Consider the following 21,194-nt stretch of genomic DNA (forward strand, 5'->3'; position numbering starts at 1 on the left):
GGATCCTTAGGGAGCGCTTAAGCCGGGTCTAAGCACCCCGACAGACTCGGGGCCGCACCACCCCGCGCGGAACCGTGAGCTGGGCTTGTGCGTTTTCCTCCCGGAACGCCCCGCCCGGCCGCCCCGCGGACACCGCCGCGGGCCGAGGCGGACACCCGGCGCACGAGAGGAGGAGCAGGCCGTGAACCTGCTGGATCTGCTCCTGATCGTCGCGGCGCTCGCCTACGCGGGTGCCGGATACCACCGGGGGCTGGTCGCGGGCCTGGTCTCGCTGGCCGGGTTCGTCGGGGGCGCCTCCCTCGGCGTGTGGCTGCTCCCCTACGTCCTCCGCCTCGCGGACCGCGGCACCACCACCGCCACCCTGCTCGCGCTGCTGACCGTGCTGGTACCCGCGCTGGCCGGGCACGCGCTGGCCGCCCAGCTCGCCTGGCGGATACGCCACACGCTCCGCCGCACCCCTGTGCGCCGGGTGGACGGAGCGGGCGGTGCCCTCGTCAACGTCGTGGCCGTCCTCGTCGTCGGCTGGATGGCGGGCAGCGCGCTCGCGACCTCCCCCTCACCCGCGCTCAACCAGGCCATACGGGGTTCCGCGCTGCTGGAGGGGGTGCACGAGCGGATGCCCGACAGCGCGGCGACCTGGTTCAACCGCGCCACCGGGGCGCTCACCACGGCGGGCTTCCCACCGGTCTTCAACCCCTTCGAGCAGGAGCCGGGCGCCTCCGTGCCGCAGCCGTCCGGGGACGCCGTCACCGAGGCGGCGACCTCCGCCGCGCAGCGCAGCACGGTCAAGGTCGAGGGCGTCGCCGACGTGCGGGGCGGCAGACAGGGGCAGGAGGGCAGCGGGTTCGTCTACGCCCGCGGCCATGTGATGACCAACGCGCACGTCGTCGCCGGTGTCGACGCGCCGACCGTCCGGGTCGGCGGTGTCGGCCGCCCCCACCACGCGCGGGTCGTCCTCTTCGACCCGGACAAGGACATCGCCGTCCTGGACGTACCGGGCCTGGAGGCGCCGGCGCTGCGCTTCGCGGGGGACGCCGGGCGGGGGGACCGGGCCGTGGTGGCCGGCTATCCGGAGAACGGCGGCCTCGATCTGCGCGCCGCGGCCGTGGCGGCCCGCACCCCGGCCCGCGGCCAGGACATCTACGGAGGCTCGCTGACCACCCGCGACATCTACGCCATCCGCTCCCAGGTCCGCCCGGGCAACTCCGGCGGGCCGCTGCTGACCTCCGACGGGCGGGTGTACGGCGTCGTGTTCGCGCGCTCGACCACGGACGCGGGAACCGGATACGCGCTCACCGCCGACCAGGTACGGGGCGCCGCACGGGAGGCCGCGGACGCCACGGCCGCCGTGGACACCGGGAACCGCTCGGCACTGTGAGAGCACGGTGCGGGCGCACGGTGCGGGCGCCGTGCGCCCGGGCCCGCCGCCGGACCGGGGCGGCGGCCGGTCAGATCCGCTTGACGCACCGCCACTCCGTGGCGACCTCCGCGTAGCCCAGGCGCCGGTTGACGGCCAGCATCGGCTCGTTCGTCGCGTCGTTCCCGGTGTAGGCGTGCCGGTAGCCCGCCGCGCGGGCCCGCCGCAGCGCGGCCAGCTTGGCCAGTCGCGCCAGCCCCCGGCCGCGGAAGGCTCGCCGGGTTCCCGTCATCCCCGACCAGTAGCGGTCCACCCCGTCGGTCTGCGCGACGCTGTAGGCCGCGACCCGCCCGTCCACCAGCGCCACACTGCTCAGCTCGGCGTTCCAGTCGGGCCGCTGCCAGTTGTGCCGCAGCCACTGCGGGTACGGCGTCCGGCCCACCGGCACGTCGCCCGGCTCGTCCGCGGCGCACTCGGTGTCGGCCTCGTACAGCGGCCGCAGGTCGTCGGCGAACTCGGCGACCCGGTGCAGGGTCACGCCCGGCGGCAGCGGCTCCGGCAGCTCCGGCAGCGCGGCGCGGTCCAGCCCGCGTCCGAGGAAGTGCGCCTGCCGGGAGGGGAGGTAGCCGCGGCGCCCGGCGAACCCGGCGGCGTGGCCGTCCGCGGCGACCCAGCTGTACACCCGCCGCACCGCCAGCCCCGCCAGATACGCCTCGCCCGCGGCCACCAGGGCCGAGCCCGTGCCCCGGCCCCGGCGGCCGGGCGGTACCACCGTGTGCAGAAAGCCCCGACCCGGCTCCACGCTCCCCGCGACCAGGCCCGCCTCCGCGCACCCCGTGGCCGTGCCGTCCGCGTCCTCGGCCACCAGCAGCAGCCGCCGCTGCCCCGCGGGCGCCTGCGCCACCTCCCAGGCGACCGTCTCGGCCGTGCACACCAGATACGGGATCGTCGCGCGGCGGACCGCGGCCACGGACCGGGCGTCGCCGGGGTCGTCGGCGCGGAAGGCGCGGATCTGGGACGTCATGGCGCGGAGGCTACGTCGGCGGCGCGGCGCGGCGCCTCCGGATTTCCCGGGGTGGGGGAGAATCGGCCCGTACCCGCTCGCTCCCCGGAGGACCCGTGCCGCCGAACCCCACGAACGCCCTGGCCATCGACCTCGACCCGGACGCGCCCGAAGCGCCCTACGAGCAGGTGCGGTCGCGCATCGCCGCGCTCGCACGCGGCGGCGACCTGCCCACCGGCTACAAACTCCCCACCGTGCGGGGCCTCGCGGAGGAGCTGGGGCTCGCCGCGAACACGGTCGCCAAGGCGTACCGCGCGCTGGAGGCCGACGGCGTCATCGAGACCCGGGGGCGCAACGGCACCTTCATCGCCGCCGCCGGCGGGGTCGCCGAGCGGGAGCTGGCCGAGGCGGCACAGGCGTTCGCCGCCCGGGCGAGGCGGCTGGACGCCGGTCGGGACGCGGCGCTGTCCGCCGCCCGGGACGCGCTGCGCGCCCAGTACGGCGGGTAGCCCGGCCGCTCCCTGCGGGCGGATCCCCGCGCCGGTCCCGGACCGGACCGGCGCGGGGACCGCGGCGCGTGACCGGGGATCAGAGGCGGGCCGCGGCCTTGGTGGCGGTGGTGCGGAACGCGGCGACCGGGGCGTCCGGCAGGGTGCCCATCTCGGCCCAGCGCACCACGGTGACCTTCGTGCCCTTGCGGATCACCGCGAACAGGTTCACGCCGTGCTCCGACTCCGGCGGTGCGGTGTGCACGCCGTAGAGGTGTGTGCTGTCCCCGGCGTCGACCGTGCCGTAGTCGTCCCAGGAGGCCGTGCTGCCGGGGTGGTCCCGCAGCCAGTCGGCGGCGCAGCCCGCCGCGCGGTCCGCCAGCTTCGAGGCGAGTTTGTCCGCCGCCTTCACGGACGCGGTCGTGGTGGCGACCTGGGAGGCGTGGGTGTCGTAGTCGGTGCCGAAGAGGCGGTGGTAGGTGCTGGAGGTGTCGGGCAGTGCACCGTCCACGCAGAAGGGTTCCGGGTCCGGCAGGCCCTTGGTGACCGCGCCCTCGTACCACGGGGACGTGGCGTGCGGCGGCAGGTCGTCGGCGGTCAGGAAGCCCGGTGCCGCGGTCCGGGACGGGGCCGCGGCGGCGGTGGCCGCTGCGGCGGTGAGCAGGGCGACGGCGGCGGCGGTGGTGGCCGCGGCGGCGGAGCGCGTGCGCATGGTGGGTCCTCCCCCTGGGCGAACTGTCGTGGTGTCAGACCCCTGAGCGCGGCCGATGGTTGTCCGCGCGGGCGGCTGCCGGGCTCGCCGGGCCCGGCCCCCGGCGAGTGGGGGTCTCCGGCCGGGGCAGGGGACGCCGCCCGGCGGTCACAGGTACAGGCCCGCGCTCTCCCGCTGCTGTCCGGGGACGTCGGCGGGCCGCCTGCCCTTCTTCCGGGCGTAGAGCTCCGCGAGGGTGGCGCCCTCGCGGCCGACGCCGTCCTCGGTGCCGAGCCAGGCGACCGCCTCCTCGCGGCTGAGCGAGCCCACCTCGATCCGGGCCAGGCAGCGCCCGGGCCGCACCACCGCCGGGTGCAGCCGCTCCAGGTCCTCGTTCGTGGTGACCCCCACCAGTACGTTGCGGCCCTGGCCCAGCAGCCCGTCGGTGAGGTTCAGCAGCCGGGAGAGCGCCTGCCCCGCCGCGTACTTGGCCTCGCCGCGGATCAGCTCGTCGCAGTCCTCCAGGAGCAGCAGCCGCCAGCGGCCGGAGTCCGGGTCGGAGTCGTCGGAGCCGATGGCGATGTCCATCAGATAGCCGATGTTGTTGAACAGGTGCTCGGGGTCCAGGACGCAGTCCACCTGGCACCACTCGCTCCAGGACCGGGCCAGGGTGCGCAGCGCGGAGGTCTTGCCGGTGCCGGGCGGGCCGTGCAGCAGCAGCAGGCGCCCGGAGATCTCGTCCGGTGTGACCTTCATCAGGTCGTCCATGGCGGTGGCCACCCGGGCCGTGTAGTTCTGCCGCACGTCCGACCAGGCGCCGGCGCTGATGGTGCGGGAGGTGCGGCGCGGGCCGCGCATGGGGGAGTGGTACCAGAACCCCATGGACACCTGGTCCTCCTGCGGCTCGGGCTCGTCCTCCGCGCCGTCCACCGCCTGTCGCAGCCGCTGTTCGGCCAGTTCGTCGGTGACCGCCGTGACCGTGACCTCGGCGCCGCGGTTCCAGCGCGAGACGCGCGCCGTCCAGCCCTCTCCCTCGGCCAGCACCGAGCCGGAGTTGTCGTCCTTGGCCTCCCGCAGGATCTGCGCTCCCGGCGGCAGCAGGGTGCGCCCCTTCTTGACACGGTCGACGGTGTGGCTGCGCGAGTACGGCTGTTCCCCCAGGGTGAAGCGGCCCAGGAAGAGGGCGTCGATGATGTCGCCGGTGGAGTCGCTGTCGTCGATCTGCAGCTGCGGCACCAGTGCCCGTTCGGGCGCGGTCGGTTCCGGTGCGCCGCTTCCGGTCGCGGCGGTCGCCGCGGTGCCGGGGGCGGGGGTGGCCGGGGGCGTCGTCGAGGTCTCGGAAGCCAGGGCAGCGCTCCTCTGGTCGGGTCGGCGGTCGGTACACATGGACGCCATGATCCGGCATGGCGGCGGCACTCGCACGCGGGTTTCGCGGCGCGTCACCCGCGCATCCCGGAAGCCCGTCCGCCCCCTGTGTGCGCCCGAAGCCTCCTGGAATCCGGCTGGTTCGTCCTGGTTCGCAGGACTTCCCGGGGTGCCGGTCAGCTGCCCGGACGGCGTACCGTGTGCGTCAACAGCCTTGTGGGGCAGGTGAATGCTGTGGCCGGGATACACGCATGTCGTAGTCGGGAGATAGGGTTACTCTGCCCGGGCCGGGTGCCCTCGTACGGGTGGGGAGTGACATGGAACAGATAACAGTCGGCAGCAGGGCGCGGGTGCCCGCGATCAAATGCGGTACCGGCGCGACGAGTTCGCGCCTCGATCGGCACCTCTCCGTGCTCGCGGGCCCCGCCGTCCCACCGCGCGAGGCGGAGGACGCGACCACGCTGATGCGGGAGATCACACAGCGCGACGCGCTGCACAGCCGCACGCGCAACCGCGGTGCGCGGGTCTCCCTCTTCGCCCCGCTGCGCAAGCTGCGCCGCACGCTGTTCGGCGAGCGCGGCTGAAGGCGGCCGCCGGACTGCTCCCTCGCGGAGTCCGCGGATCCTCCGCGGAACGTCCCGGCGGCCGTTTCCCCCCTCGTGTCTCCCGCTTCTCCCGTGCTTCCCCCGCTCTGCCCCGGGCCCGGCCCCGGCTCCCCGGCCCGCCCCCTCCCGGCCCGTCGCCCCCGTCACGCCCGTTCGTCGTGGTCCGCCAGGTTCTCCAACGTCACGGAGAAGGCGAAGCGGTCCCCCCGGTAGTGGATGCGGACCACGTCCACCACGCGTCCCTCCGCGTCATAGGTCACTCCTGTGTAGTGCAGGATCGGGCTCAGCAGCGGCACCCGCAGCAGCCGGGCCGTCTCCGGATCGGCCAGCCGTGCCTCGACCGTGTCCGTGATCCTGCTGATCCGCACCCCCACGGCGTCCCGCAGCACCTTCGTCATGGGCCAGTCGCGCCGCAGATCCGCCGGATCGATGTGGTCGGCGACGTCCCTGCGGATGAGGTTGCAGGCCCAGTTGGTCGGCTCCCCGCTCTCCCGTTCGCAGCGCAGCCGCCGGTAGGCCATCGCCTCCTGCTGGCCGGGGAAGTACTCGGCCAGCTCGGCGGGGACCGGCTCCGGCCCGTGGCCCAGCAGCGTGGTGGGCTCCCCGGACTGCTGGGCGACGATCGTGTCCACCGAGCCGAGCAGCCGCACCGGGCGGGCCCGGCGCGCCTCCGGTTCGATGAAGGTGCCGCGCCGCCGGTGCCTGCTGATCAGGCCCTCCGTCTCCAGCTCCTTGAGGGCCTGGCGCATGGTCAGCACGCTGACACCGTAGTGCTCGGCCAGCCGGTCCTCGGGCGGCAGCCGGTCCGGCGCCTGCGGAGGGCGGCCGAGTATGGAGGCGCGGAGGGACTGGGAGACCTGATACCAGAGGGGCAGCTTCCGGTTCAGCTCGACGGAGTCGGGGGTGAACAGCGGCGTCATGGGGCGTGCCTCCACGGGTGAGGTCGGCCCGCCGCGGTCCGCATACGACCGGTGCGGGCCCCGGCGGAGCGGGGCCGCGCGGGGCCCGCGCGGGCGGACCGACCGGGGATGTCAGGGAGCCGGGAAGTGGCGCTCGAGACCCTGCCACACCGCGTCGTAGTCCGCCTGCAGGTGTGCGGCGCCCGCCGCCTGCCCGGTGAGCGTCACCGGCCAGCGCGTCTCGAACATGAAGGCCAGCCCGTCGTCGATCTTCTGCGGTGCCGGCTCGGCTGCCGAGGCCCGTTCGAAGGTCTCCCGGTCGGGGCCGTGGGCCGACATCATGTTGTGCAGCGAGCCCCCGCCCGGTACGAAGCCGTCCGCGCCCCCCGCCTTGGCGTCGTAGGCGCCCTCGATCAGGCCCATGTACTCGCTCATCACGTTGCGGTGGAAGTACGGCGGCCGGAAGGTGTCCTCGCCCACCAGCCAGCGGGGTGCGAAGACCACGAAATCCACCCCGGCCAGGCCCGGGGTGTCCGAGGGCGAGGTCAGCACGGTGAAGATCGAGGGGTCGGGATGGTCGTAGCTGATGCTGCCCAGCACGTTGAAGCGGCGCAGATCGTAGACGTAGGGCAGATGGTTGCCGTGCCAGGCCACGACGTCCAGCGGCGAGTGGTCGTAGACGGCCTTCCACAGGTTGCCGCAGAACTTGTTGACCACCTCGACCGGCCGCTCCACGTCCTCGTAGGCCGCCGTGGGGGCCAGGAAGTCCCGTGCGTTGGCCAGCCCGTTGGCGCCGATCGGCCCCAGATCGGGCAGCACGAAGGGGCGGCCGTAGTTCTCGCAGACGTACCCGCGCGCGCTCTCCGCCAGCAGTTCCACCCGGAAGCGCACCCCGCGCGGGATCAGCGCCACATGCCCCGGGGCCGCGCTCAGCGGCCCGAACTCGGTGTGCAGCAGCAGCCCGCCGCGCTCGGGGACGATCAGCAGTTCGCCGTCCGCGTCGCTGAAGACCCGGTCGGTCATGGACGCGTTGGCGGCGTACAGATGCACGGCCATCCCGCTGCGCTGCCGCGCGTCGCCGTTGCCGCCCAGCGTCCAGAGCCCCGCCAGGAAGTCGGTGCCCCGGGAGTGCTCCTGGTGCTCCCCGCTCGACGAGCGCGGGGGAGGTTCGGGCAGCGGACCCCAGCGCAGCCGGTTGGGATCGGGCTGCGTCTCGGCGAAGGGCGCGCTCCGCAGGCCGCCGTTGTCCGTGCGGACGAAGCGGGGGTGCGCCGCCGAGGGGCGGATGCGGTAGAGCCACGAGCGGCGGTTGTGCGCCCGGGGCTCGGTGAACGCGCTGCCGCTCAACTGCTCCGCGTACAGGCCCAGCGGCGCCCGCTGGGGGGAGTTGCGGCCGAGGGGCAGTGCGCCCGGCTCGGCCTCGCTGCTGTGCTCGTTGCCGAACCCGGCCTGGTAGGTCAGTTGCCCGGCCGCGCCGCGCGCCTGATCCCCTGCCCGGCCGGCGGAGGTGCCGGTGCTGCTGGTGGTGCTGTCGGTGCCCTGGCCCATCGCCAACTCCCGCCGCATCATGAATTCCTATGGAGGACCATAGGAATAACGGAGGTCTCCGTCAACGCACCACGCGTGCCCGCCCGGCGATCCGGGCGGGCACGCGCCGGGCGGGGGCGCGCCATCGGCCCCGGTGACCCAGGGCACCCCGACGCCGTGCTGACACCTTGCTGACCCGACAGTAGGTTTGCCCCATGAAGGCACACGACGGCATGTACATCGACGGCGCCTGGCGCCCCGCCGCGGGCACCGGGACGATCGAGGTCACCAACCCCGCCGACGGAACCCTCCTGGCCACCGTCCCCGCGGGCGGGCCCGAGGACGTCGCGGCAGCCGTGCGCGCCGCCCGCGCCGCGCTGCCCGGCTGGGCCGCCACCCCGCCCGCGGAACGCGCCGCGCGGCTGGACGCGCTCCGGCGGATCCTCACCGACCGGCGCGAGGAGATCGCCCGGACCGTCACCGCCGAACTCGGCTCGCCCCTCACCCTCTCGCAGAAGGTGCACGCCGCCGTGCCGATCGCCGTCTGCACCGGCTACGCGGAGCTCGCCGCCGCGTACTCCTTCGAGGAACGCCTGGGCAACTCCCTGGTGCTGCGCGAGCCGGTCGGAGTCGTCGGTGCCATCACCCCGTGGAACTACCCGCTGCACCAGATCGTCGCCAAGGCCGCACCGGCCCTCGCGGCCGGCTGCACCATGGTGCTCAAACCGGCCGAGGACACCCCGCTGGTCGCCCGGCTGTTCGCGGAGGCCGTCGACGAGGCGGGGGTGCCCGCCGGGGTCTTCAACCTGGTCACCGGGCTCGGCCCGGTCGCCGGACAGGCGCTGGCCGAGCACGAGGACATCGACCTGCTCTCCTTCACCGGCTCCACCGCCGTCGGCCGCCGCATCGGCGCCGCGGCCGCGTCCGGCGTCAAGCGCGTCGCGCTCGAACTCGGCGGCAAGTCGGCCAACGTCATCCTGCCCGGCGCCGACCTGGCGAAGGCCGTGAAGGTCGGGGTCGCCAACGTGATGTCCAACTCCGGCCAGACGTGCAGCGCCTGGACGAGGATGCTGGTGGACTCCGAGCGCTACGAGGAGGCCGTACGGCTGGCCGCCGAGGCCACCGCCAAGTACACCACCGGGGACCCGCTGGACGAGGCCACCCGGGTCGGCCCCCTCGTCAACGCCGCGCAGCGGGAGAGGGTCACCGGCTACATCGAGCGCGGCCGCGAGGAAGGGGCCCGGCTGGTGGCGGGCGGCGCCGAGCCCCCCGAGGGCACGGAGCACGGCCACTACGTCCGGCCCACCGTCTTCGCCGACGTCACCCCCGGGATGGCCATCGCCCAGGAGGAGATCTTCGGCCCCGTGCTGTCCCTGCTGAAGTACGAGGACACCGAGGACGCGCTGCGGATCGCCAACGGCACCGTCTACGGCCTGGCCGGCGCGGTGTGGTCCGAGGACGAGGAGGAGGCCGTCGCCTTCGCACGCCGGATGGAGACCGGACAGGTCGACATCAACGGCGGCCGGTTCAACCCCCTGGCGCCGTTCGGCGGATACAAGCAGTCGGGCGTCGGCCGGGAACTGGGCGTGCACGGCCTGGAGGAGTATCTGCAGACCAAGTCCCTCCAGCTCTGAGACCCGCCCACACCGGCCGCGCCGGGCCGGTCCGTCCGAGGCCACCCCGTCCCGCATCCCGCTTGGAGCCCGCATGGTTCGCGCCCTCGTCCTGCCCGCCGTCTCGGCACCGCTGGAGGTCACCTCGATAGCCCTGCCGGATCCCGGACCCGGCCAGGTGCGGGTGCGGCTCGCCGCCGCCGGCGTCTGCCACTCCGACCTCTCGCTGGCCAACGGCACTCTGCGCCAGCCCGTACCGGCCGTCCTCGGCCACGAGGGCGCGGGGACCGTCGTGGCCGTGGGCGAGGACGTACGGGACGTCGCCCCCGGTGACCGGGTCGTCCTCAACTGGGCGCCGAGCTGCGGCGAGTGCCACTTCTGCGCACAGCTGTCCGAGCCGTGGCTGTGCGTGCGCGCCAACGACGCCACCACCACCCCCTATGCGCGCACCCGCAGCGGCGACGGCCTCTATCCCGGGCTGAGCGTCGCCGCCTTCGCCGAGGAGACGGTCGTCCCGCGCCGGGCCGTCCTCCCGCTCCCCGCGGGGGTGCCGCTGGAGGACGCGGCGCTGCTGGGCTGCGCCATGCTCACCGGGTACGGCGCGGTGCACCACAGCGCCCGGGTGCGGGTGGGCGAGTCGGTCGCGGTGTTCGGTGTGGGCGGGGTGGGGCTGGCCACCCTGCAGTCGGCGCGGCTGGCCGGTGCCGGACAGATCGTCGCGGTGGACGTCTCCGCGGAGAAGGAGGAGATGGCGCGGGCCGCCGGGGCGACGGACTTCGTCGTGGCGGGGGAGAAGACCGCCAAGGAGGTCCGCGCGCTCACCGAGGGCGGCTACGGCGCCGACGTGGCCGTCGAGTGCGTGGGGCGGGCGGCGACCGTCCGCGCCGCCTGGGACTGCACCCGGCGGGGCGGCCGGACCGTCGTGGTCGGCATCGGCGGCAAGGACGAGCAGGTCACCTTCTCCGCGCTGGAGATCTTCCACTTCGCGCGGGAGCTGCGCGGCTGCGTCTACGGCGACTCCGACCCCGCGCGGGACGTCCCCGTGCTCGCCCAGCATGTGCGGGACGGGCGGCTGGAGCTGGGGGCGCTGGTGAGCGAGCGGGTCGGGCTGGAGGGGGTCGGGGACGCCTTCGCGGCCATGCGCGCCGGGCGGGGCGGGCGCACGCTGGTGGTCTTCTGATCCGCGGCCCGGCCGCCGGGGCGCGATGCTCTTCCGGGCCCCGGCGGGGTCAGGCCACCCGCGGAGGTCCGGGCCCCGGCGGGGTGCGGGCTAAGCATCCGCTCAGTGCGCAGTAAGCTGGGCGGATGACGACGGGTGTGATCGATGAATCCTTCGGCGGCGTCACTCCGGACGCCGCCCGCCGCCTGCTGCTCGGCGCCGTGGAGGCGTTCGCCGAGCGGGGTTTCCACGCCACCACCACCCGCGACATCGCCGGACGTGCCGGAATGAGCCCCGCCGCGCTCTACATCCACTACAAGACCAAGGAAGAGCTGCTCTTCCACATCAGCAGGGTCGGCCACGAGCGCTCGGTCGCGGTGCTGGAGGAGGCCGTCGCGAGCGCGCCCGACTGCGCGGAGCGGCTCGCCCGCGCCGTCCGCGCGTTCGTGCGCTGGCACGCGGAGCACCACACCACGGCGCGGGTGGTCCAGTACGAGCTGGCGGCGCTGGGGGAGGAGCACTACGCGCGGATCGTGCTGCTGCGCAGGCGCAGTGAGGAGATTCTGCGCGCGGTCCTGGAGGAGGGAGTGGCGGCCGGGGAGTTCGACATCCCAGATCTGCGGGGCACGGCGCTGGCCGTGATGTCGCTGTGCATCGACGTCGCCCGCTGGTTCAGCCCGGAGGGCCGCAGGACGCCGGACGAGATCGGCGCGCTGTACGCCGATCTCGCCCTGCGGATGGCGGGCCGGCGGCCCGCCGGTCTCACCAGTAGTAGCGGCTGAGGCTCACCGCGACGCACACCGGCTTGTCGCCGCCCTCCCGCTCCACGGTCACCTGCGCGGCGACCTGTACCCCGCCGTCCGGCGTCTCGCTGACGTCGGCCAGGGTCGCCCGGGCGCGCAGCCGGGAGCCGACGGGCACCGGGGCGGGGAAGCGCACCTTGTCGGTGCCGTAGTTGACGCCCATCCGCACTCCTTCGACGCGCAGGATCTGCGGGACGAGCGCGGGCAGCAGCGAGAGGGTCAGATAGCCGTGTGCGATGGTGCTCCCGAAGGGGCCCTCGGCGGCGCGTTCCGGGTCCACGTGGATCCACTGATGGTCGCCGGTCGCGTCCGCGAAGAGGTCGATCCGCTTCTGGTCCACCTCGAGCCAGTCGCTGACGCCCAGCTCCTGTCCGACCGCGGCGCGCAGCTCCGGGGCCGAGGTGAAAACCTGGGGTTCCGCCATGCAAACAACCTCCCACGCTGGTAAGTCGCGGAGCAGATGCCGAATAAGCGATTGCTCAGCACGTGCCCGTCAGCATGCCAGCAGGGCTCCGAGCGGCGCCACCCCGGCCCCCGCCGCCCACCGCGCCCGTCCGGTGCCGCGCCCCGGCCCGGTGCCGCAGTCCGGCGCCGCGCCCGGTCCGCCGGCCCGTCCCCGGCCGGCGGGCGCCGCGGTCGTCCGTGTGCGGCCGCCGCTCAGCCCTGGGAGGGCAGCGGACTGCCGAACCCGAGCCGGGAGCCGGCGCCCGCGCGGTGCGGATTGCGGCTCTCGCGGCGGCCGGTGCCCTCGGTGCGGATCTCCGTACGGGCTCCGGCTCCCCGCTCCTTGCGCAGGGCGCGGCGGTAGGGGGGCGCGTCCCGGACGCCGCCCGGCATGGCGATCATGCGGCGCAGCACCTCCGCCAGCCGGGGGGTGGGCGGCCGGGCCGGGTCGCACCGCAGCAGCGACCTGCCGCCCCACGTCCTGCGGTGCCACTCGTCGAGTGCGGTCGGCTGCCTGATCCCCTTGTGCTTCTCCCGCCTGCGGCGGTCGGCGACTTCGGACTCGTAGGCGAGCCAGACCGCGCGGGCCTCCTCCAGTTCCTCCAGGGCCGCGACGAGCAGCGCGGGGTCGGGTTCGCGGTCCTCCGGGTCGAACCCGGCGTTCCTGCACAGGTGCTGCCAGGTGGCGCGGTGTCCGTAGGGGGCGAACCGCTCCAGGCACTTGCGCAGCGCCTGTCGCCGCTGGGACCGTTCTCTGTCCGGATCCCGGACCTGTCGGGCGAGCGCTCTGAAACCGGCCAATCATCCCACCTCCGGCGGAGAGGACCCGTGTCGTCGGGGATGTGACGTGCCGCCCCGCGGTTCGGATCCGTCTCCGGCGATGCTTTTTCGCGCGGAGAGCGCGCACTTGCTTCGGCGTGGCGGATTACCCCGGATGCGGTCCGCTATTCCTGTAAGGGGTGCGGCCCCGCCTCATCGGGCGCAGCCGCTTCCGGGGTCTCCACCGGTCACGCATACGCGGCGCCGCGCGCCGCCCACAGCAGAGGAACGAGCCTGCGGGCGCCGCCGTTCCCGAAGCACTGCCGGGAGGGACACCGGCACCCCTTCCGCAACGACATACCGACTGGTTAGTCTGCCGACCGGGCGCGACACCGCGGAGCCCCTCCGCCGGCCGCGCCCGAACGGGGCCGCAGGAGCACACGCCCGGAGAGTGGGAGGCGCAGCCGATGGAGTCCTTGCGCGACAGTGCCGTCGTCGTCACCGGAGCGGGCGGCGGCATCGGAGCCGCCCTCGCCCGCAGATTCGCCGCCGAGGGCGCGCGGGTCGCGGTCAACGACCTGGACCCGGGCCGCGCCCGGGCGGTCGCCGAGGAGATCGGCGGCATCGCCGTCCCCGGGGACGCCGCCACTGTCGTGGCGCCCGCGCGCGAGGCGCTCGGCGGAGCGGTCGACACGTTCTGCGCCAACGCCGGTCTGGGTACCGAGGGCGGCCCCGAGACCCCCGACGCGCAGTGGGACGCCGCCTGGGACCTCAACGTGATGGCGCACGTCCGGGCAGCGCGCGAGCTGCTGCCGGACTGGCTGGAGCGCGGGCGGGGGCGCTTCGTCTCCACCGTCTCGGCGGCCGGACTCCTCACGATGGTCGGCTCGGCGCCCTACAGCGTCACCAAGCACGCGGCACTCGCCTTCGCCGAGTGGCTGTCGGTCACCTACCGGCACCGGGGCCTCCAGGTGCACGCCGTCTGTCCCGAGGGGGTACGCACCGACATGCTGGAGGCCACCGGCGTCGCGGGCGACCTCGTGCTGCGGCCCGGCGCCATCGCCCCGGACGCCGTGGCCGACGCGCTGTTCGCCGCGCTCGCCGACGGGCGCTTCCTCGTCCTGCCGCACGCCACCACCCAGCGGCACTACACCGCGCGGGCCACCGGGACCGACAGCTGGCTGAGCGCCATGAACCAGCTGCAGCGCAAGGTCGAGGAGGCGGCCGGCGGGACCACGCGAGGACCCGCCGGGACGCGGGAAGGGGAGCCGGCATGACGTCGGCCGGCGCCGCCGGGTACGGGGACAAGCCCTGGCTCGCCCAGCTCACCGAGACCCAACGCGCCCCCGTCACACCCCCGGAGACAGTGCTGCACGCCTTCCGCGCCGCGGTCCGCGAGGTACCGGACCGGACCGCGCTCGGCTACTTCGACGGCCGGCTCAGCTACGCCGAGACCGACGCGCTCTCCGACGCCGTCGCGGCGCACCTCGCCGCACGCGGCCTGGCCAAGGGCGACCGGCTCGCCCTGATGCTGCAGAACAGCCCGCACTACGTGCTGGCGCTGCTCGGCGCGTGGAAGGCGGGCGCCACCGTGGTGCCCGTCAACCCCATGTACAAGGAGCGCGAGGTGGCGCATGTGCTCCAGGACGCGGAGGCGGCCGCACTGGTGTGCTCCGACCGTGCCTGGGAGGACCGGCTGCGCGCCGCGGCGGCCGGCGGCACCGTGCGCACGGTGCTGACCGCCTGCGAACTCGACCTGCAGACGCGGGACGACCCCCGGGTGCTCGACTTCGGCCGGCGCGCGCCCGCCGAGGACGCCGAGGACCTGCTCGCCGTCGCCCGCAGCGGTGCGCCCGCTCCGGCCGGACGCGGACTCACCGGCGAGGACATCGCCCTGATCAGCTACACCTCCGGGACCAGCGGCACCCCCAAGGGCGCCATGAACACGCACGCCAACCTCGCCTACAACGCGGAGCGGCAGCGCGTCGGCCACGGCATCCCCGAGGGGGCGTGCGTCTTCGCACTGGCCCCGCTCTTCCACATCACCGGAGCGGTCGTGCAGCTGTGCGGCTGCATCGCCAACAAGGGCACGCTCGCGCTCGCCTACCGCTTCGACGCGGGCGTCGTCCTGGACGCCTTCCTGGAGCACCGGCCCGCCTACACCGTCGGCCCCTCCACCGCGTTCATGGCGCTGGCCGCGCACCCGGCCGCGTCCCGCGCACACTTCGCCTCGTTCACGCACCTCTCCTCCGGCGGCGCGCCGCTGCCCCCCGCGCTGGTGGAGAAGTTCCGCGCCGCCTTCGGCCCCTACATCGGCAACGGCTACGGCCTCACCGAGTGCTCGGCCCCGTGCGCCTCCGTACCGCCCGGCCGGGAGGCGCCGGTCGACCCGGAGTCCGGCACGCTGGCCGTCGGCCTGCCGGGCCCCGACACGGTGGTGCGGATACTCGACGAGAGCGGCGCCGAGGTGCCGTTCGGGCAGCAGGGCGAGATCGCCGTGCGCGGCCCGCAGGTGGTGCCCGGCTACTGGCGGCGGCCCGCGGAGACCGCCGCCGGGATGCCCGGCGGCGAACTGCGCACCGGGGACATCGGATTCATGGACGCGGACGGCTGGCTGTACGTCGTCGACCGCAAGAAGGACATGATCAACGCCTCCGGGTTCAAGGTCTGGCCCCGCGAGGTCGAGGACGTGCTCTACACGCACCCGGCCGTCCGCGAGGCCGCGGTGGTCGGGGTGCCGCACGAGTACCGCGGCGAGACCGTCAAGGCGTACGTCAGTCTGCGCGAGGGCGCGTCGGCCGCCTCTGAGGAGCTGAGCGGGTACTGCAGGGAGCGGCTTGCCGCCTACAAGTACCCCCGCGAGGTGGAGGTGCTGCCGGAGCTGCCCAAGACCACCAGTGGCAAGATCCTCCGGCGGGAGCTGCGTTCCCGGCAGGATGGCGCCCCGACGGCGAGCGGGCAGCCGGGCCGGCCGGGCGGCGCCGGCCGGTGAACGATGAGCGAGAGGCAGGTGGCGGCCATGGCGACCAGGGCCGGTGAGGGAGATCCGGCACACGGCGGCGGGGCGCGCCCGGCGCGCGCCCGGGGCCGGGGCGGGGACGAGACCCGGGCTCCGGTACCGCAGCGGCTGATGGCGGCCGCCACCCGGCTCTTCGCCGAACAGGGGTACGACCGTACGTCCGTGCAGGAGATCGTGGAGGCGGCAGGCGTCACCAAGGGCGCGCTCTACCACTACTTCGGCTCCAAGGACGATCTGCTCCACGAGATCTACGGCCGGCTGCTGCGCCTCCAGCAGGAGCGCCTCGACCTGCTCGCCGACCGTGCGGCCCCGGTGGAGGAGCGGCTGCGGCAGGCCGCGGCGGACGTCGTCGTCACCACCATCGACAACCTCGACGACGCCATGATCTTCTTCCGCTCGATGCACCAGCTCTCCCCGGAGAAGCAGAAGCAGGTGCGGGCCGAGCGCCGCCGCTACCACGAGAGGTTCCGTGCGCTGATCGAAGAGGGCCGGCGCTCCGGTGTGTTCAGCGACGCGACCCCCGCCGACCTGGTCGTGGACTACCACTTCGGTTCCGTGCACCACCTCAGCAGCTGGTACCGGCCGGGCGGCCGGCTCACGCCGCAGGAGGTCGCCGACCACCTGGCCGATCTGCTGCTGCGGGCACTGCGGCACTGAGCGGGCCCGGGGCCGCGGAGCGCGGTCCCCCGTCGACGAAAGGACCATCCGTGCAGGCATGGCGCGTCCACACCAACGGCGAACCGCGCGACGTGATGCGGCTGGAAGAGGTGCCCGAGCCCGAACCGGGCCCGGGGCAACTGCTGGTCCGGGTCCGGGCCGCGAACGTCAACTACCCGGACGCCATGCTGTGCCGGGGCGAGTACCAGGTGCGCCCCCCGCTGCCGTTCACCCCCGGCGTGGAGCTCTGCGGCGAGATCGTCGGCGGGGCCCGGGCGGGGGAACGGGTGCTCGGGCAGCCGGTGCTGCCCTGCGGCGCCTTCGGGGAGACGGCCGTCGTCACCGAGGAGAGCGCCCGTCCCGCGCCCGACGCGCTGGACGACGCCGAGGCCGCCGCGCTGCACATCGGGTACCAGACCGGCTGGTTCGGGCTCCACCGGCGCGCCGGACTGCGGAAGGGCGAGACGCTGCTGGTGCACGCCGCCGCGGGCGGCGTCGGCAGTGCGGCCGTCCAGTTGGGCAAGGCCGCCGGGGCACGTGTGATCGGGGTCGTCGGCGGTGCCGCGAAGGCCGAGGTCGCCCGCGACCTGGGCTGCGACGTGGTCGTCGACCGCAGGAGCGAGGACGTGGTCGGCGCCGTGAAGGAGGCCACCGGCGGCGCGGGCGCCGACGTGGTCTACGACCCGGTGGGCGGCGACGCCTACGCGGCGTCCGCCAAGTGCATCGCCTTCGAGGGGCGCATCGTGGTGGTCGGCTTCGCGAGCGGCGCGGTGCCCACCCCCGGACTCAACCACGTGCTGGTGAAGAACTACTCCGTCCTCGGGCTGCACTGGGGGCTGTACGCGCAGCGGGAGCCCTCCGCCGTCGACCGCTGCCACGAGGAGCTCACCCGCCTCGCGGCGGACGGCGCGGTCCGGCCGCTGGTGAGCGAGCGCGTACCGCTGGACGGCGCGGCCGACGCCGTCCAGCGGGTCTTCGACGGCGTGACCACGGGCCGCGTGGCGGTGGTGCCCGGCTGACCGGCCCCGGACGGGCGGCGGGCACCCGGCGCCGTGTCCGCCGCCCGGGCGGGCACCCGGCGCCGTGCCCGGCCCGGGACGACGTCAGGCGACCGCGGCGGCCGCCGCCCGTCCGGCCGTGCGCCCCGAGAAGAGGCAGCCGCCCAGGAAGGTGCCCTCCAGCGAGCGGTAGCCGTGCACACCGCCGCCGCCGAAACCGGCCACCTCGCCCGCCGCGTAGAGCCCGGGGACCGGGTCGCCCCGGCGCGCCGCGTCCGCCGCCTCCCGCACGGGCCCGGCGAGCACCCGCGAGGACAGGTCCGTCTCCAGCCCGCCCAGGCTCTTGCGGGTCAGGATGTTGAGCCGGACCGCGATCAGCGGACCGGCGGCCGGGTCCAGCAGGCGGTGCGGGGCCGCGACCCGGATGAGCCGGTCGCCCAGGTATCGCCGGGCGCCGTTCAGCGCGGTGATCTGGAGGTCCTTGGTGAACGGGTTGCGGATCTCCCGGTCCCGGGCGGCGATCTCCCGGTGCAGCGCCGCCGCTTCGATCAGCCCGTCACCGGTCAGCTCGTTCATCCGGCGGGCCAGGGCGGCGACATCGCGCTCGATGACGAAGTCGGCCCCGTGGTCCATGAACGCCTGCACCGGGCCGGGGGCGCCGCCGCGTGCCCGGCCCAGGACCTCGCGCACGGACCGGCCGGTCAGATCCGGGTTCTGCTCCGAACCGGAGAGCGTGAACTCCTTCTCGATGATCTTCCGGCTGAGGACGAACCAGGTGTAGCCGTGCCCCGTCCGCATGATGTGGTCGAGGGTGCCCAGGGTGTCGAAGCCGGGGAAGAGCGGGACCGGCAGCCGCTGTCCGGTGGCGTCGAGCCACAGCGAGGAGGGCCCGGGCAGGATGCGGATGCCGTGCCGGGCCCAGATGGGGTTCCAGTTCTCGATCCCCTCGGTGTAGTGCCACATCCGGTCGCGGTTGATCATGTGGCCGCCGGCCTCTCCGGCCACGTCGAGCATCCGCCCGTCCACATGCGCCGGCACTCCGGAGAGCAGCTTCCGGGGCGGGGTGCCCAGCCGCTCGGGCCAGTGGGCGCGCACCAGTTCGTGGTTGCCGCCGATACCGCCGGAGGTCACGATCACGGCCTGGGCCCGCAGTTCGAAGCTGCCGGCGGGCTCCCGGCCGCTGGCCGTGCCGCGCCGCGCGTCGCTGGGCTCCAGCACCTGGCCGGTCACCGTGTCCAGCGCTCCGGCCGTCCGGGACAGGCCGGTCACCCGGTGCCGGAAGCGCAGTTCGACCAGGCCGCGTGCCACGCCCTCGCGGACGCGCCGCTCGAACGGTTCGACGATGCCGGGCCCGGTGCCCCAGGTGATGTGGAACCGGGGCACCGAGTTGCCGTGGCCGCCCGCGCCGTAGCCGCCCCGCTCGGCCCAGCCCACCACGGGGAAGAGCTTCAGCCCCTGGGCGCGCAGCCAGGCGCGCTTCTCGCCCGCCGCGAAGTCCACGTACGCCTCGGCCCACCGGCGCGGCCAGTGGTCCTCGGGCCGGTCGAAGGCGGCCGTGCCCAGCCAGTCCTGCCAGGCGAGTTCGCGGCTGTCCCGGATGCGCAGCCGTCGCTGCTCGGGCGAGTCGACGAAGAACAGCCCGCCGAAGGACCAGTGCGCCTGCCCGCCGAGCGACTGTTCGGGCTCCTGGTCGAGGAGGAGGACGCGCCGCCCGGCGTCGGCCAGTTCGGCTGTCGCGGCGAGACCCGCGAGTCCGGCTCCGACCACGATCACATCGGCGTCGTACGCCATGCTCCCACCTTTCCTGACAACTGCGGCAGCAGGTGTGCGGACACCCGCACCGGGACCGGTGACCGGAGAGTAACCTCCGGGCCCGCCCGCGGACACCCCTGCGCGCAGCCCGTCCGCGGTGCTTGGATGGGCGTATGGAACAGCAGGGACGCTCGGCGGACGAGCTGCTGGACATCGTGGACGGGCAGGACCGGGTCGTCGGGCAGCGGCTGCGCGGCGAGGTCTACGCCGGTCGGCTGCGGCACCGCAGCACCGCCATCCGGGTCCGGGACGCGGCGGGCCGGATCTTCGTGCACCGCCGCACCCCCACCAAGCTGATCTTCCCCGGGATGTACGACGTGGTGGTGGGCGGCGTGGTGGGCGCGGGCGAGGACTACGACACGGCGGCCCTCCGGGAGGCCGAGGAGGAACTGGGCGTCAGCGGGCTGCCGCAGCCCGAGCGGCGGCTGAAGTTCCTCTTCGGGACGCCCGAATACTCCTGGTTCCTCCAGGTGTACGAGGTGGTGTGCACGCAGCCCGTCCGGCCGCAGCCGGAAGAGGTCGCGTGGTGGGACTTCCTGCCGGAGGAGGAGCTGGAGCGGCGGCTGGCCGGCTGGGAGGCGCGGGGCGACATCGTCCCGGACGGACTCGAGTGCCACCGGCGGCTCGCCGCCCGGTAAGGGGTGCACCTGTCCGGCGCGGGTGTCCCCGTGGGGAAGCGCCGCAGGTCACCGCGTACGGTTGAACCATGCGCGACCGGCTCTCGGCGACTCTTCGGCTGTGGTTCGCCCCCCAGCGGCTCAGGGAGGAGGGCACCACGCCCGACTACCGCTTCTCGCTCGCCAACGAGCGCACCTTCCTCGCCTGGATCCGCACCGCGCTGGCCCTGGTGGCGGGCGGGATCGCGGTCGACCAGTTCCTGACCGACCTGCGCTGGGGGGTGCGCACGGCCGTCGCGACCGTGCTGCTGGCCGGTGCCGCCCTGTGCGCCGTCCGGGCCGTGAACCACTGGGTGCGCTGCGAGCGTGCCATGCGCCGCGGCGAGGACCTGCCCGCCTCGCGCTTCCCGGTGCTGCTGGCGGGCGGCACGGCGTTCGCGGCGCTGCTGGTCGTCGCCGTCGTGGTGTTCGGCCTGGCCGGCCGGTGAGCGGCGAGCCGCCCCGCGATCCGGGCGCCCAGCCGGAGCGCACCTGGCTGGCCTGGCGCCGTACCACGCTGACCTGCGCGGTGTCGGTGGCGCTGACGGCGCGGGTGGCGCTCGCCGACCCCTCCGGCCCCGCCGTGGCGGCTGCCTGCCTCGGCGCGCTGGCCTGGGTGGGACTGCTGGTGACCGCGCACCGCCGGATCCGTGCGCTCTCCCGGTCCCGGCCCCGGACGATGGGGGCGGCTCAGACCATGGGGGCGCTGGCCTGTGTGCTGGTGCTGGTCGGAGTGGGCGGAATGATGCTGCTGTGAACGGCCCGGCGGGGACGCACGCGCCGCTCGTGGTCGTCATGGGGGTGTCCGGGTCCGGCAAGAGCACCGTCGGGGAGTGGCTGGCCGGGGCGCTCGGTGTGCCGTTCGCCGACGCGGACGACTTCCACCCCGCGCACAACATCGAGAAGATGTCGGCCGGTGTCCCGCTGGACGACGCGGACCGGGCGCCGTGGCTGGACGCGCTGGCCGACTGGCTGCGCCGCCGCGCCGCCGCCGGGAGCCCCGCCGACGGGGGTGTGCTGGTCTGCTCGGCGCTCAAGCGCCGCTACCGCGACCGGCTCCGCCGGGCGTCGGGGCGGCTCTTCTTCGTCCACCTGACGGGCCCCCGCCCGCTGATAGCGCGACGGCTGGACCGCCGCGGCGGCCACTTCATGCCGTCCAGCCTGCTGCGCTCCCAGTTCGAGGCCCTCGAACCGCTCGGCGGGGACGAGCACGGTGCCGCCGTCTCCGTCGCCGGCACCCCGCAGGAGACCCGCGAGGCCGTGCGGAGCGCTCTGGCGCGTGCCCGGGTGTGCTGAGGGGCGCCCGCCGGGGTCCGGCCCGCGGGCCGGACGCGCTTCG

22 protein-coding genes are annotated in these 21,194 nt (G+C 74.8%); 14 read left to right on the forward strand and 8 right to left on the reverse strand.

The annotated features are described in order from the left end of the window. Positions 1-181 precede the first annotated feature (181 nt). The gene (locus A949_RS0107290) at positions 182-1,378 is read left to right on the forward strand and encodes a MarP family serine protease (RefSeq protein ID WP_019355347.1); all 1,197 of its coding nucleotides are present in this window, start codon (positions 182-184) and stop codon (positions 1,376-1,378) included. A gap of 70 nt (positions 1,379-1,448) precedes the next feature. Here A949_RS0107290 and A949_RS0107295 read toward each other — a convergent pair whose 3' ends face one another. Beyond that, a complete protein-coding gene (locus A949_RS0107295) occupies positions 1,449-2,381 on the reverse strand; it encodes a GNAT family N-acetyltransferase (protein WP_019355348.1) in 933 nt (310 codons plus the stop codon). Between the two features lie 95 nt (positions 2,382-2,476). On the opposite strand from A949_RS0107295, the gene A949_RS0107300 reads away from it, so the two are divergent. Further along, positions 2,477-2,869 (forward strand): GntR family transcriptional regulator, encoded by a 393-nt coding sequence (locus A949_RS0107300; protein WP_019355349.1) that lies wholly within the window; start codon positions 2,477-2,479, stop codon positions 2,867-2,869. A 79-nt stretch (positions 2,870-2,948) separates the two neighbouring features. Here the strand turns inward: A949_RS0107300 and A949_RS0107305 are convergent, their stop codons facing one another. Both A949_RS0107305 and A949_RS0107310 read right to left on the reverse strand, forming a co-directional pair. Next, on the reverse strand, positions 2,949-3,560 hold the full coding sequence (locus A949_RS0107305; protein WP_019355350.1) for a hypothetical protein: 612 nt from the start codon (positions 3,558-3,560) through the stop codon (positions 2,949-2,951). Positions 3,561-3,707: 147 nt separating this feature from the next. Then, positions 3,708-4,925: a DUF5925 domain-containing protein gene (locus A949_RS0107310; RefSeq protein WP_019355351.1), complete on the reverse strand. Its 1,218-nt coding sequence runs from the start codon at positions 4,923-4,925 to the stop codon at positions 3,708-3,710. 296 nt (positions 4,926-5,221) lie between these two features. Between A949_RS0107310 and A949_RS0107315 the strand changes: the two genes are divergently transcribed. Next, positions 5,222-5,488, forward strand: a complete 267-nt coding sequence (locus A949_RS0107315) for a hypothetical protein (RefSeq protein WP_037705985.1) — start codon at positions 5,222-5,224, stop codon at positions 5,486-5,488. A 164-nt stretch (positions 5,489-5,652) separates the two neighbouring features. Here the strand turns inward: A949_RS0107315 and A949_RS0107325 are convergent, their stop codons facing one another. Together A949_RS0107325 and hmgA are read right to left on the reverse strand one after the other, a co-directional pair. Beyond that, complete coding sequence (locus tag A949_RS0107325) at positions 5,653-6,429, reverse strand: GntR family transcriptional regulator (RefSeq protein ID WP_019355353.1); 777 nt, start codon at positions 6,427-6,429, stop codon at positions 5,653-5,655. A 111-nt stretch (positions 6,430-6,540) separates the two neighbouring features. After that, a complete protein-coding gene (gene hmgA / locus A949_RS0107330) occupies positions 6,541-7,956 on the reverse strand; it encodes a homogentisate 1,2-dioxygenase (protein ID WP_051019413.1) in 1,416 nt (471 codons plus the stop codon). Between the two features lie 194 nt (positions 7,957-8,150). Here hmgA and A949_RS0107335 point away from each other — a divergent pair, with 194 nt between their 5' ends. The 3 genes from A949_RS0107335 (at position 8,151) to A949_RS0107345 (ending at position 11,489) form a co-directional block, all read left to right on the forward strand. After that, positions 8,151-9,569: an aldehyde dehydrogenase family protein gene (locus A949_RS0107335; RefSeq protein WP_019355355.1), complete on the forward strand. Its 1,419-nt coding sequence runs from the start codon at positions 8,151-8,153 to the stop codon at positions 9,567-9,569. A 73-nt stretch (positions 9,570-9,642) separates the two neighbouring features. Next, positions 9,643-10,728, forward strand: coding sequence for a zinc-binding dehydrogenase (locus A949_RS0107340; RefSeq protein WP_019355356.1), 1,086 nt, complete (start codon positions 9,643-9,645; stop codon positions 10,726-10,728). 125 nt (positions 10,729-10,853) lie between these two features. Continuing rightward, positions 10,854-11,489, forward strand: a complete 636-nt coding sequence (locus A949_RS0107345; RefSeq protein ID WP_037705986.1) for a TetR/AcrR family transcriptional regulator — start codon at positions 10,854-10,856, stop codon at positions 11,487-11,489. Here A949_RS0107345 and A949_RS0107350 read toward each other — a convergent pair. Beyond that, on the reverse strand, positions 11,470-11,934 hold the full coding sequence (locus A949_RS0107350) for a MaoC family dehydratase (protein ID WP_019355358.1): 465 nt from the start codon (positions 11,932-11,934) through the stop codon (positions 11,470-11,472). The two genes, A949_RS0107345 and A949_RS0107350, sit on opposite strands and share 20 nt — an antisense overlap. Positions 11,935-12,167: 233 nt before the next feature. Continuing rightward, complete coding sequence (locus A949_RS32790) at positions 12,168-12,755, reverse strand: hypothetical protein (RefSeq protein ID WP_037705987.1); 588 nt, start codon at positions 12,753-12,755, stop codon at positions 12,168-12,170. Between the two features lie 425 nt (positions 12,756-13,180). On the opposite strand from A949_RS32790, the gene A949_RS0107360 reads away from it, so the two are divergent. The 4 genes from A949_RS0107360 to A949_RS0107375 all read left to right on the forward strand — a co-directional run bounded on the left by A949_RS0107360 (position 13,181) and on the right by A949_RS0107375 (position 17,408). Then, positions 13,181-13,990, forward strand: coding sequence for an SDR family oxidoreductase (locus A949_RS0107360; RefSeq protein WP_019355359.1), 810 nt, complete (start codon positions 13,181-13,183; stop codon positions 13,988-13,990). After that, complete coding sequence (locus tag A949_RS32795; RefSeq protein ID WP_019355360.1) at positions 13,987-15,705, forward strand: AMP-binding protein; 1,719 nt, start codon at positions 13,987-13,989, stop codon at positions 15,703-15,705. The genes A949_RS0107360 and A949_RS32795 overlap by 4 nt, the downstream gene beginning before the upstream one ends. Positions 15,706-15,843: 138 nt before the next feature. Continuing rightward, a complete protein-coding gene (locus tag A949_RS0107370) occupies positions 15,844-16,389 on the forward strand; it encodes a TetR/AcrR family transcriptional regulator (protein WP_051019414.1) in 546 nt (181 codons plus the stop codon). 50 nt (positions 16,390-16,439) lie between these two features. Continuing rightward, complete coding sequence (locus A949_RS0107375) at positions 16,440-17,408, forward strand: NADPH:quinone oxidoreductase family protein (protein ID WP_019355362.1); 969 nt, start codon at positions 16,440-16,442, stop codon at positions 17,406-17,408. A gap of 84 nt (positions 17,409-17,492) precedes the next feature. Here A949_RS0107375 and A949_RS0107380 read toward each other — a convergent pair whose 3' ends face one another. Next, complete coding sequence (locus A949_RS0107380) at positions 17,493-19,178, reverse strand: FAD-binding dehydrogenase (protein ID WP_019355363.1); 1,686 nt, start codon at positions 19,176-19,178, stop codon at positions 17,493-17,495. Positions 19,179-19,312: 134 nt separating this feature from the next. Between A949_RS0107380 and A949_RS0107385 the strand changes: the two genes are divergently transcribed. From A949_RS0107385 to A949_RS0107400, 4 genes are all read left to right on the forward strand, one after another. Next, complete coding sequence (locus A949_RS0107385) at positions 19,313-19,837, forward strand: NUDIX domain-containing protein (protein ID WP_019355364.1); 525 nt, start codon at positions 19,313-19,315, stop codon at positions 19,835-19,837. A 68-nt stretch (positions 19,838-19,905) separates the two neighbouring features. Next, positions 19,906-20,304 (forward strand): YidH family protein, encoded by a 399-nt coding sequence (locus A949_RS0107390; protein ID WP_019355365.1) that lies wholly within the window; start codon positions 19,906-19,908, stop codon positions 20,302-20,304. After that, positions 20,301-20,612 (forward strand): DUF202 domain-containing protein, encoded by a 312-nt coding sequence (locus tag A949_RS0107395; RefSeq protein ID WP_019355366.1) that lies wholly within the window; start codon positions 20,301-20,303, stop codon positions 20,610-20,612. Before A949_RS0107390 ends, A949_RS0107395 begins: the two co-directional genes overlap by 4 nt. A 38-nt stretch (positions 20,613-20,650) precedes the next feature. Then, complete coding sequence (locus A949_RS0107400) at positions 20,651-21,151, forward strand: gluconokinase (protein WP_037705992.1); 501 nt, start codon at positions 20,651-20,653, stop codon at positions 21,149-21,151. Positions 21,152-21,194: the final 43 nt, after the last annotated feature.

The sequence above is a fragment of the Streptomyces sp. AA1529 genome (genome assembly GCF_000280905.1).
Classification (GTDB): Bacteria; Actinomycetota; Actinomycetes; order Streptomycetales; family Streptomycetaceae; genus Streptomyces.